The organism is Atribacter laminatus (assembly GCF_015775515.1).
GTDB lineage: Bacteria > Atribacterota > Atribacteria > Atribacterales > Atribacteraceae > Atribacter > Atribacter laminatus.
In genome coordinates, this window is sequence record NZ_CP065383.1 from 578890 (window position 1) to 592056 (window position 13167).

A 13167-nucleotide genomic window follows, 5' to 3' on the forward strand; every position below is an offset into this window, starting at 1 on the left:
AATCCTGGGTAAAAAGATCTTCTCTTATGCGAATTTCCTATTTCGTCTTGCCGCTCTTGATGACTTATCGTACTTGTTCCATTATTTGCTTGATGCTCGCTTTTACCGGACCATTTCTATCCAATAGTACCGTCCAATTTTCCCCTGTACGAACCGGCAGTTCTCTTTCACCATCGAGAGCAATAATCCCATCAGTATGATTAATTGGGAATGATTGATTTTCCTGAAGGTATCCCCACTCACCAACACCAATTTTTTGCACTAAACCAGGAGCAATCGGCACTCCAACCATTCGACCGCTGCGATCGGGGAAAACATACCCTCCATAAGAATCCTGGGATGAAATTTTTATTACACGATCAACAATGGTGCTTAAGCCAGTTTTCATGGAATCGGTTTGAGTAACCACAACTAATTTCACTAACGATGAATCCCATACCGCTCGAGCACCAATTTCCTTTTTATCTAGTAAAACCACATCCACCAAAGCTACACCTTTTTCAGTATTATTTTGAAAAATTCGTAATATTTTTTTCTGCTCTAAAACCTGTTTCTCTTCCACCCATCCGTTCATAAAATATCCAAGTGCCATCCCCAATATTGTCGGTTCAATATTATCAGCAAAAACATTATTTGTCCCGGCAGATATTGAAAAAAGAGGGATTTTTCGGCTATATCGGGCTACTAGCCGATTCGTTCCATCTCCACCCAAAACAACTAAAGCCGCAAACTTGGGTTTTTTGGCAATAAATTGGGTAAAATGAATTGTATCAGCTTCATCTCCAAAAACGGGTATTGGTGCTTTCTCAAACTCAATGTTTTTTAAAGATTTCCCGACTTCATCAATGACTGTTTCAACCAGTTCATAAGGATCGGGCATATAAATTAACTTTATTGGTCCAGTGGTTATTTGGTCAAATCCCAAAAGAATTCGAATAGTATAATTTATCTTTTCCCGATTCCCAAATACTGATCCATGGGCAACTAATCTTCGTATATCTTTCCCGGCTACCGGATTAACAACCAAACCTATTGTCTTCAGTTCAGTGGACCTCCTGTCCACCGGTTAAGTTTATTGCTTGACCGGTCATATAGTCGGACTGTGTGGATGCAAGAAATACCGCAAGATTTGTTATATCTTCAACGGTACAACCTCTTCCTAAGGGTACTTTTTCAACATAAATTTTTCGGACCTGCTCAGGAGGAACTCCTAATTTTACTGAATATTCTTTATCCAATAAATCCCACATTGGGGTTGAAAACACATTACCAGGACAAATGGCATTGACATTGATATGGAAAGGGGCGAGGTCGGTTGCAACGCTTTGGGTAAGTCCTACAACACCAAATTTCGCTGAACTATAAGCAGCCAGCCACAAGCCGCCTTTCTTCCCTGATTTAGAACTAATATTGATAATTTTTCCACTTTTTTGTTCAACCATATATTTAGCAACTTCCTTGATACAGAGAAAGGTTCCCTTGAGGTCAACATCGATAATCGCATCCCAGATTGATTCGGGAACGTCGGTTATAAAGTTGGCTTTAATAATCCCAGCTGAATTCACCAGGATATCGATTTTTCCAAAATGGTCATGAACCTGACGAACAGCGCTTTCTACATTTTTACTCTTCACAACATCTAATTGAATCGCTAATGCTTGCTGTCCAAGAGATTTGATTTCTTGAGCTGTTTTCTCTGCACCTTCTAAATTTAAATCGCAACAGGCGATATGTGCTCCTTCTTTTGCAAAGCGGAGAGCAATTCCCTGCCCTATTCCCGAAGCAGAACCAGTGATAAATGCAATTTTTCCTTTCAAGGGTTGGGTTTCCATAAATATTTTCACCACCTATTATTAATTTGAATATAGGGAACCTTCTTTTTCCAAAGGTTCCGTTTCAAAAATCTTTTTTCCTGTTCTCATTCTTACCTGCTTCTACCACTTTTCTCGCCCATTTGACTTCTAAATAAAAATAAATGAAGCTCTTTCTCTCCTGTAGCGAAAGTTAACTAGTAAGAAAGGGTATCATACACTCATTGCTATTCTATAAAAAACTCACAACCGCTTTCAAGGCTTTTCCTTCTTTGACCAGCTGGATTCCCTCAACGACTTTTTCAAGAGGAACTACATGGGTAATCAAACCTTTGGCATTAATCCGCTTGGAATAAATCAGTTTGGCTGCTTCTTCATACTGAGAAGCATGAGAAGCAAACACTCCAAACACTCCTACCTCTTTATAATGGACAGTGTTGCTGTTGAATTGGATGGTTGGTTTGTCCTTGGGTAAACCACCAAATAAGCTAATGCGTCCTTGTGGAGCGATCATCTCCAAAGCCTGCTCTTGAGCTGCTCCAGATGATGCTGCTACGATGATAACATCAGCTCCCAAACCATCGGTCTTAGTCAATACTTCATCTTTTAAGTTCTTTTCTGCTGAGTTTATGTAGTAATCGGCTTGTACTCGCTTGGCTAAATCCAAACGTTCCCCGGATATATCTGCAATGATGATCTTACCGGCCCCTTGGTTTTTGGCTAATTCAACATGCATACATCCGATAGGACCAGATCCGATTACTAAAACAGTTTCTCCAAATCCTATATTTAAATAGGATTGTCCATTTACAGCACAGGAAAGCGGTTCTACCAAGCTAGCTTCAAGCAAATCCATATCTGGCGGCAAAACGAGTAAATTGCCTTTATCAACGCCAGCTTTTGGAATTTTTAAGTACTCGGCAAACCCCCCTGGAAAATGGTACCCGATATATTCCTGCTCGGGACATAGATTTTGGAGGCCACGTCGGCAATAATGACAGCGGCCGCAGGAAATAACTGTTATCACCGAAACTTTATCTCCAACCTTATAGCCCTCTACACCCTTTCCTACCTCAACTATTTCTGCCGATATTTCATGACCAGTAATATGAGGTGGCTTCACTTTTGGGTGCCCAAATTGGAAAATACGGACATCGGTTCCACAGATAGCACAGGCAGCTACCTTTAATAACACTTCGCCGTCACCAATTTTTGGCTTTGGGACTTCACGAACTTCCATCTGACCAGGTCCGAGAAAATGCGCAGCTTTCATTTTATTTTCTCTCCTTTCTATTTCTAAAAGCAGTGATGAGTGACACCTAATCAACACCAATTTTCCCCTTCATCCTCACCTTCTCCCATCCAGGGAGAAGGAACTTTCTAGTCGTCATTGCGAGACCTGGTTTTTTTGAGGTCGTGGCAATCTCATGAGTCATCTTTTATTATTTGTGGAATTGGAATAAATGAGATGCTGATAATGTCCGGTAAAAACACCACTCTCCTTAGAATCAAAGAATGGCTAAATGAGATTGCCACGTCGCATAGGACGCTCCTCGCAATGACGGAACAGGAAAAAACTCAAATCCCCCTAACCCCCTTTGCTAAAGGGGGAAACGATTCCTGGGTAAGTATTTTCATCATCATCTGGTACCACCACGTGATAGGGCTGTCTACCCTATTATTGTAAACCGGATTCGGCAATAAGATTAAGCCATCCATAAATCGGATTATCCTTGTGAATTTGGCAACAGTCTCCAAAAAGAAAAACCACATTTTCCAACTTTTTCATCTACTTTATCAAAACAAATGGTTTTTTCTTTAATCTTTAAAAATACATTGTTTTAGAGCTGGATATAAGTGTTTATAAACTTCATATTTTTCAAGGTATCGATTGGCGTTAATTGGATTTGGTTCATATACATGTTTTACCTGGACAATCGAGTTAACTAATGAAGAAAAATCCTCAATATTTTCCCTGGCTTTCCTTCCTAATAAAGCCGCCCCCAAGCAAGCAGCTTCGGAAACATTGAGTGTTTCAACTGGCAGGTTATAGACATCGGCTTTTATCTGTAACCAATGTTCATTTCGGGCTCCACCACCAATAGCACGTAAAGCTCTCACCTCAACACCAGCATTCTTAAGTAACTCAAGATTAAATTTCATTTCCAAACTAATCCCTTCTAAAAGAGCTTTCACCACTTCTTTGTTGGTAGTTTGGAATTTTAACCCAACAATCATCCCACAAGAATTCGTATCAAAATATGGGGTACCGGTGGTGGTAAAATGAGGGAGGACATAAAGATGAGTTGGATCTTCTGGCAAACCATCAAGAATGAGGTCATAAACATTTTTTTGAAGGAGTCGTGACTGTTCTTTTTCCAAGCCAGCAAAATTATCTCGATACCAGCGGAGAAGCTGCCCGCCAGTAAAATTATAAACTAAAGTGATAAAAAGATCGGAAACCGAATGATGATAGCAACAAAGATTGTTTTCTCTCATCAAAGGTGTTAAAACTAATTGAGAGATAGCCGGTGCTATGCACTCCACGGTTCCGGTGGCATCCATTGCTAAATAAGGTCGAATAACACCCGCTCCCAAGGCTCCTGATGGTTGGTCATGGGCACCACAAGCCACTAAGACTGGATGTGGCCATCCCATCTTTTTTCTGAAGGTTTCGGAAACAAGACCTATTGCTTGCCCTGATGGAAAAGGTTGGGCTAATTGATTCTCGTTAATCCCTGCTATATCTAAAATTTCTGGCGACCATCGAGCTTTTTTTACCTCAAACATCATTGTTCGACCCGCTAAAGAATAATTTATAGCTGGTTTTAATCCCAATCGGAATACAATAAAATCTTCGAAGCAAAGAAAATAGCGAGCCTTTGAAAATATATCGGGAGTATACTTTTTCCACCAAAGAATTTTATTGATCGTCCCAATCCCCGAGAGAGGCATTCCGGTAGTTTTAAAAAATTTCTCTTCTCCCAGCTTTTCCTTCCAGAATGGAACGAACTCATCTCCTCGCTCGTCAAAGGTTACTATGCTTCTTGCCAGACAACCACCTTTTTCATCAATTGGAATGACCGCTTCGCCTTGTGCAGATATAGCCAAGCTAACTGGGTAATCACCTTGATAGGAATGAGATACCTCCTGTAAACAATCTTCAACGGAACGAAAAACTTCGTCAGCATCCAATTCGATCCATCCCTGATTCGGTTGATATAAGGGGTATTCTCTATAAGCTTGGGCTACTGTATGACCCTCTTCATCAAAAGCGATCACTTTGCAGCCAGTTGTTCCAACATCGATACCCAAATAACTCAAATCCACTCACCTCTCCTATATAGAAAATTCAATCACCAATTCTTATTTATAATAAGCTTCCTATGTAACGCATTGCTTCAAGGGAATTTGCTTCTTTTTGAATTTGGTGAAGTGCCTTGAGATCAATCTTTTTAACTACCTCTAACATATATTGAATATTTTCAATACTAAACCGGCAGGCTTCAGCAGAATCCTCCCGATAAGGAAAAATGTCTAAACCCAACCATCCTTCATAACTGGATAAATTCAGGTAATAAATGAACTCGAGGGTTTCCCAGAAATGAACTGATCCAACCGCCATGTCATCATCCCAATCCCGATAATTATCGTTAAGATGAAGAACAAACAATTTTTCAAATTTATCCAAAAGAGCAACCACGTTAGCCGGTGATTCTTTGCAGTTGAAAGAATGACCTAAATCAACCGTTACCCCTACATTGGAACATCCGGTGGCGTGAGAAAGATAGAGGGCTGTTCCCGAAGAATAAATTGTTGAGTGGGTGCGGGGTTCACGAAGCTTGTACTCGAGGCTAAGACGTACTCGAGGATTATGTTGGGCAATTTCAATCAATGCTTCAACCATTAAATTCCATTGTGCAACATAATTAATCTGAAAGGGATAATCAAAGCCATCCTGACCTGGCCAGAGATTCATTACACCTGCTTCCAGATACTCAGCAATATCCATTGCTTTTTTGGAATAATCGATTGCCTTTTTCCTTAATTCAGAATTTTCTGACATCAAACTTCCCCGGGCAAAAATTGGATCACTAAACAAATCAACATCACAACAGGCTAATTTTAAGCCCCGATCTTGGAGTGCTTTTTTAACAAAATCGACGTTATTTTCATTAAGTGGTTGAGGATAATGCATCATTACGCCAGTGAGATTAGGAACCGCAGCGATTCGATCTAACGACTCTTCGATATTCCCACCTGATTTGTATCCAGTCACACAAAACCGATCGGGGGTCGCCCCAAAAACCCATATGCCGGTAGAAAATCCTTTGCTTTTCATTGACTTCATCCTCCTTTTGTTTCTATCCTGAAAATACCGGAACGATTTTAATAGGTAACTCATATTAAGTAACTAACCAGAATCTCATCCAGGGCTTTCACCCTCATCCTCACCTTCTCCCATCAAGGGAGAAGGAACTCTGAATTCTTATGTTCTTTTTTCCCTCGCCCCTTCGTGGGAGAGGGTCAGGGTGAGGGGGTAACTCATTTTCATCCTCATCTGGTGCTGCTAAGAGCAGCATGAGGGTCAATCCTAAAAATCCAGGAATGATTTTTTATAGGTAACTCATATTTAGTAACTAACCAGAATCCCATCCAGGGCTTTCACCCTCATCCTCACCTTCTCCCATCAAGGGAGAAGGAACTCTGACTCGTCATTGCGAGGAACGAAGTGACGTGGCAATCTCATGAGTCCAATCTTTTTTAATTCTCTCCCTTTGGATAAAAGGAAATGATTCGGGATTCGATTTTTTCCAGTTTTTTTTAAAATCCCCTCTACCCCCTTTGCTAAATGGGGAAATTGGCTCTAGAGCATATATCTTCATCCTCACCTGGTGCTGTAAAGTAGCATTAAGGTCTATCCTGAAAATAACAACAAATGAATTCTTTAGTCCGTCATCCTGAGACTTTGCTACTCGAAGCCGTGAGGATCTCATCCTTTTATCTTTTTCTTTAAACAATTTTTACTAAATGAGATTGCCACGTCGCTGCGCTCCTCGCAATGACGGAGCGGGTTGATGAGATTGCCACGTCGCTGCGCTCCTCGCAATGACGGAGCGGGTTGATGAGATTGCCACGTCGCTGCGCTCCTCGCAATGACGGAGCGGGTTGATGAGATTGCCACGTCGCTGCGCTCCTCGCATTCAGGCTGTGTAACAATCCCTTTCACACACCAAGAAGAGCTTGAAATTAGAGGATACATTCTATTTATCTTCATTTTTTTGGTTATCTATTCCCAATATTCCTGTAAAATATTAACATAAGTGGTGGTAAAAATTTTACAGAATAATTATGACACAGCCTGAATGACGGAGCGGTAAAAATTCAAATCCCACTTTCATCCCCCTTTGCTAAAGGGGGAGCTTTTTCCATAGCCCCTCCGTGAGAGGGCAGCTCTTTTCATTCTCAACGGGTGCCACTAAAGTGGCATGAAGATCTAATAACTATTTTAAAAAACCTGGTAATATTAATCTCCTTTTTTTATTAAAAAAGGGGTTGAAGAAAATCACTGTTCTTCTCGGGTCAGATCGCTGATCATTCTGTTAACTTTTAACAAATCTTTATATATTAACTGATATATCTGATAACGATTATTATAGTTTTGAATATAGCTATTGTTTGGCTGGATGGAATCCTCAAAGGAAACCATGGCATCAATTGCCTCTTCAAAACTTTTAAATACTCCTTTGGCAACTCCCGCCAACATAGCAGTTCCAAGAGCAACTGCTTCACCGGTTTTTGGAATGACCAAAGCTTTCTGAAGAATGTCAGCTTTAATCTGCAACCATGCTCTCGAACGAGAACCACCACCAATCGCTCGCAAGCAGTTGATCGGTAAACCGAATCTTTCGTATAAATCTAAATTTATTTTCATCTCATACGTAAGGCTTTCCAAAATCGCTTTGACTACTTCTTCCTTGCTGGTTGCCAAAGTAAGGCCAATTATTGCCCCTCGTGATTTTTCATCTAGGTAAGGTGTTCCCGTTCCGGAAAAATGCGGAAGAACAAATACTGAGGCAGGCTTATCCGGTATTTCCTTTAATAATAGATCATATGCGCTCCCACCAATTTGGGCTGCTTTTTCAAGTTCCTCGAAACCAAACTCATCTCGAAACCAACGAAGCACAACCGCACCTGACGCTATATACGCCAGGGTAATGTAGGAATCTTTCACAACATGAGGATAACAGCAAAAACTGTTTTCCAACATTTCTCTGCTAAAAAAGGCACTTTCCCCAAGATTGAGTGCAACACATTCGGAGGTTCCTATTCCATACATCGCTTCACCTGGGTTTTTCACTCCACATCCCAAAACTCCACAAGGCTGGTCATGACCTCCAGTGGCAATTAAAAGATTTTTTGGAAGGCCGCTTATGCCGGATATTTTTGAACTAATGGTTCCAGCTATGCTTCCAGAGGGAATAGCCCGAGAGAGATTCTGTGGGTCAACACCTGCCAATTTACAAATTTTTTCCGACCATTCTTTTTTGACTACATCAAAAAGCATAGTTCGAGCTGCCAAAGAATAGTCAATTACTGGTTGATCTTCCGTCAATCGATAAATAATATAATCCTCAACACAACAAAACTTCCAGGTTTTTTCAAACACGTCTGGGCAATGGTCTTTGAGCCATAATATTTTATTAACCGTATACATACCATGTAGAGGCATACCGGTTATTTGAAATATATTATAAGGGTCTTCTCTTTCTAACCAGTAATCAATATAAGTATGAGCTCGAGTATCGAAATTTGCCAGAGCATTATAAAGTGCCTTACCAGAGCTATCAATTGGAATAAGCGTTTCCCCATGAGAGGTAACGGCTACGACTTCTATTGGTTCTTTTGACTTTTTCGCAGCTTCGATAAGTGCATCAAGAACGCTTTCCCAAATATGTTCGGGATTAATCTCCAACCAACCCGGTTGCGGTGTTATAAAAGGATACTCACGGTATGATTGAACAAGCATAGTTCCTTCTTCACGAAAAAGGACAACTTTACAACCACTCGTTCCTACATCCAAACCAGCCAAAACCAATGATACCCTCTCCCTCCATCAATTCGAAGTATTTTTATTTTTTTTATGGCAAAAGCATTGAACCAAGGGTAAAAACTAAATTTCCCGTCTTCTATCATGAAAATAACGGACCATTTTTTAAGGGAATTCTTTTAGAGCAACTCACCAGGATCTCATCTTTTTTAGTTTTTTCTTCACAATGAATACTTTAAAGGATGAGATTGCCACGTCGCTGCGCTCCTCGCAATGACGGGGCGGGTTGATGAGATTGCCACGTCGCATAGGACGCTCCTCGCAATGACGGAGCAAGAATAAATTCAAATCCCCCTAACCCCCTTTGCTAAAGGGGGAAACGATTCCTTGATACCTATTTTCATCATCATCTGGCGCTGCGAAAGCAGCATGAGGGTCTATCCTGAAAATAACGGACCATTTTTTAAGGGAATTCTTTTAGAGCAACTCACCAGGATCTCATCTTTTTTAGTTTTTTCTTCACAATGAATACTTTAAAGGATGAGATTGCCACGTCGCTGCGCTCCTCGCAATGACGGGGCGGGTTGATGAGATTGCCACGCCGCTGCGCTCCTCGCAATGACGGATTTAGAGAGGTATTTACCCCTGGTTTGGCACTTAAAAAACGGCATAGAAATCTGTTCTCATTCGTCAAAATAAAAAGGAATAGAAATCTAAAATTCATTTTATTCATCTCTATTTTATCAGGTCTCCATACCCTCTTTAAAAAACCGCGATTGAAAAACTAAAAACATCGCCACTACTAATACAACAACCATAATGAAGATAAAACGAAGTCCCATATAATCAGAAAGAATTCCCAGTATCCAGGGGAAGAACAACGCACCAGTTCCTCCTAAAGCTACTACAACTCCAATGGCAGTGGCCTGCATTTCCTCAATATTTCTAGCAACAACAGCTACGACTAAAGGCCAGATACCAGAAAAACCAAAACCAATCCCCATAAAGGATAATATAACCAAGGGAATGCTATTAGTCATAAGAAGTAAGAATAAAAAAACCAAGCTAATAATAGATGAAATCCGTAAAAGCGTTCCATAGTGATTCTTTTGAGAGAGATAAGCAAAAACAATTCTTCCGATGGTTATCATTCCCCAATACCCAGCCATGGCTAATCCACCTAAATACAGATTTCCTTTTAGCCCTTTTACAATATAGGTGCTCATCCAGGAGGAGCTAGCAATCTCAGACCCCACATAGAGCAACATCGCCAAACAACTTACCGCCAAAAAAGTTTTCCAGCGTTGATATAAAATCAGAATATTTCCACTGGTAATCCCTTTTCTCTCTTTCTGAAATAATTTTTTTTCAAAGTAAATGAAGAAAAATAAAAACATTGAAACAACCGCGGGCAAGAGGTATAAAAACCTCCAGTTAAAACCTATTCCTAAAAGATAACCAGTTAAAAAAGGACCACTGGCAGCTCCGATTCCAAAAAATATTTGACTCATGTTTAAGGCAAATCCCTCTCGACCATTAAAAACCTGAGAGATGAGACCAGTCATGGGTGCTTCGCAAAACCCTCCACCCAATCCCATGATTAACATCCCCAACTCAATGAATAGAAAAGAATGAGCCGTGCTTATACAAAAAAAACCGATCCCAAGAAATAATTGACTCAGAACTATTATTGGTTTTTTCCCAAAATGATCACAAAGAAAACCACTGGAAAAAGTGGTAATCACATAGGTTAAATAATAAAGGAAAAAGAGCCTTCCAGCTCGACCGGCGGTTACCTGGAATATATCCATCCATTTAGGGAGAGCAGCACCAGTAATGATCATTGATATTGCTAAGAAATAAAATACGATACCAACCATAAAATAAAACTTGATTTCAATTTTTCGATCCATTTCATGTCCCTTAGTTAATTTTTAAAAGTGACGAGTTTTGGCTAACTTATATATTAATATTAAAAAGATCTCCCTTTAAATTAAAGTTTATTCATAAGAATTAAAGGTTTTATGGAGTTTCTATACTTTTTTATTTCTACTTGGAAAATCAGGGAAATTAAATTCTAACTAATGAAAGTCACTCTTATCCTCAACTAGTAATGCTGCTGTATCGTATGAACGACCATTCTGTTCACTGATTTCAAGGTCTAACAAATTAAATTCTGCTTAAATTTATATAAAAAATTTAAGGGGCGCAATAAAATTGCGCCCGTTGGGGATTTCTCCATAAAACATAACTTTTATTAAGCTTCAAAATCACTTTAGCAATTTATTTCAATTATTCTAATAACTTTTTCACTGCTTTAACCACATCTTGGGCTTGGGGAATGGAATTGTCTTCTAAATAACGACTGCAGGGAACCGGTGCATCGGCAGCGCTTAATCTTACTAAGGGAGCATCAAGATAATCAAAGGCATTTTCTATAATTTGCATCCCAATTTCTCCTCCGGGTCCACCGGTTTTGCAGGCTTCAGAAACAATCACTACTCTTCCGGTTTTCTTTACTGAGTTAACAATGGTATTAATATCTAAAGGCAACAAGGTTCGGGGATCAATAACTTCAATATGAATACCTTCTTTTTCCAGTATTTCGGCGGCTTCCATTGCAACCAGCAACATTCGTGAATAAGCAATAACAGTTACATCGGTACCCGATTTTTTTACATCAGCAACCCCAATGGGAATAAGATATTCATCGTCAGGTACCAAGCCTTTGGTGTTATACAACATTTTATGCTCGATAAAAATTATCGGATTATCTTCCCGAATAGCTGACTTAAGAAGACCTTTTGCATCAAAAGGAGTAGCTGGCATTACCACCTTTAAACCAGGTACATGCATAAACCAAGATTCCAAGCTTTGAGCATGATGTGCTCCAGAAGAGCGACCGCAGCCACCTTCAGTTCGAATAACCATCGGAACTCGAGCTTTCCCTCCAAACATATATCGAATCTTTGCTCCCTGATTATATATTTGGTCCATAGCTAATCCTGCAAAATCCACATACATCAGTTCACCAACTGGACGAAGACCAGTTATCGCTGCACCGACACAACATCCGACAATGGCTGCCTCAGAAATAGGAGTATTTCTTATTCGTTCATCACCAAAATCCTGCCATAAACCCCGAGTTACTCCATAAGCTCCACCGTATAAACCAATATCTTCTCCAATCAATACTACATTGGGGTCATGATTGAGTTCTTCTTTCAAGGCTTCGTTTAAAGCATCACGATAGGTAATGTCTCTCAGATTTTGATTGTTGCTATATTCGCTAAAAGAGTGAACGACTTTTGCTCCTTTTTTTTGCTCTTTTTCAGCGAAATCTTCTTCGACATAGACATCTTTGGTTATTTCTTCCAGCGGGGGGTAGGGGCTTGATTCGGCAAATTCAACTGCTTCAGTTATTTCGTTTTCTACCTCTTCATCTATTGCATTTATCTCTTCCTCTTTTGCAACAGTGTTTTCAAGCAGCCATTTTCGAAATCGTTTGATTGCATCGCGTTCTTTCCACTGTTTTTCTTCATCTTTGGTTCGGTAAGCTCTCGGATCGTTTTTGGAATGACCCAAATATCGATAGGTCTTACATTCAATAAGCGTTGGACCTTCTCCTCGACGAGATTTCTCTGCCGCTTGTTCAACAGCTTCCATGACTGCCAAAACATCCATTCCATCTACTACTAAGCCTGGCATTCCATAAGCTTGACCTCGTTCAGCTATGTCTAAAATGGGAAAAGCTTCTCGTACCGGCGTTGACATAGCATAAAGATTATTCTCGCATACATAAACGACCGGTAATTTCCAGGTTGCTGCCATATTCACCGCTTCATGAAAAGCTCCGGTATTAGATGCTCCATCACCGAAAAAACAAACTGTGACTTTCTCAGTTTTTTTATATTTACCAGTCAACCCCGAACCAGTTGCGATTGGGATTCCACCACCCACAATTCCATTGGCTCCAAGATTCCCAGCGTTTAGATCGGCAATGTGCAGTGATCCTCCTTTGCCCTTGCAATAGCCGGTAATTTTTCCAAATAACTCGGCCATCATTTCTCGCAAAGTTGCACCTTTCGCGATACAATGTCCGTGTCCACGGTGGGTTGAAGTAATATAGTCATCGGGATGAATGGCATTACAAGCACCAACCGCAACGGCTTCCTCGCCTATATAAAGATGAGTTGTCCCTCGGATTTTATCCTGAGAAAAAAGATCACTTACGGTTTCTTCAAAACGGCGGATGCGGAGCATATCCTTATACATTCGAAGTAGTTTGTCTTTCGATTCCAAATT

General features: G+C 40.2%; 8 protein-coding genes. All 8 read right to left on the reverse strand.

Annotated features, from left to right (window positions below; translation table 11 throughout):
- Positions 1–64: 64 nt before the first annotated feature.
- On the reverse strand, positions 65–1027 hold the full coding sequence (locus RT761_RS02840; protein ID WP_218112575.1) for an NAD(+)/NADH kinase: 963 nt from the start codon (positions 1025–1027) through the stop codon (positions 65–67).
- 16 nt (positions 1028–1043) lie between these two features.
- Positions 1044–1832, reverse strand: coding sequence for an SDR family NAD(P)-dependent oxidoreductase (locus RT761_RS02845; RefSeq protein ID WP_218112576.1), 789 nt, complete (start codon positions 1830–1832; stop codon positions 1044–1046).
- 211 nt (positions 1833–2043) lie between these two features.
- Positions 2044–3084: a zinc-dependent dehydrogenase gene (locus RT761_RS02850; protein WP_218112577.1), complete on the reverse strand. Its 1041-nt coding sequence runs from the start codon at positions 3082–3084 to the stop codon at positions 2044–2046.
- 545 nt (positions 3085–3629) lie between these two features.
- A complete protein-coding gene (locus RT761_RS02855; protein ID WP_218112578.1) occupies positions 3630–5141 on the reverse strand; it encodes an FGGY-family carbohydrate kinase in 1512 nt (503 codons plus the stop codon).
- Between the two features lie 40 nt (positions 5142–5181).
- Positions 5182–6153, reverse strand: coding sequence for a sugar phosphate isomerase/epimerase family protein (locus tag RT761_RS02860; RefSeq protein ID WP_218112579.1), 972 nt, complete (start codon positions 6151–6153; stop codon positions 5182–5184).
- A 1224-nt stretch (positions 6154–7377) separates the two neighbouring features.
- Positions 7378–8910, reverse strand: a complete 1533-nt coding sequence (locus RT761_RS02865) for an FGGY-family carbohydrate kinase (protein ID WP_218112580.1) — start codon at positions 8908–8910, stop codon at positions 7378–7380.
- A 695-nt stretch (positions 8911–9605) separates the two neighbouring features.
- Positions 9606–10775: an MFS transporter gene (locus RT761_RS02870; protein WP_218112581.1), complete on the reverse strand. Its 1170-nt coding sequence runs from the start codon at positions 10773–10775 to the stop codon at positions 9606–9608.
- 379 nt (positions 10776–11154) lie between these two features.
- Positions 11155–13164, reverse strand: a complete 2010-nt coding sequence (pdhA, locus tag RT761_RS14160) for a pyruvate dehydrogenase (acetyl-transferring) E1 component subunit alpha (RefSeq protein ID WP_281388026.1) — start codon at positions 13162–13164, stop codon at positions 11155–11157.
- Between the last annotated feature and the right edge of the window lie 3 nt (positions 13165–13167).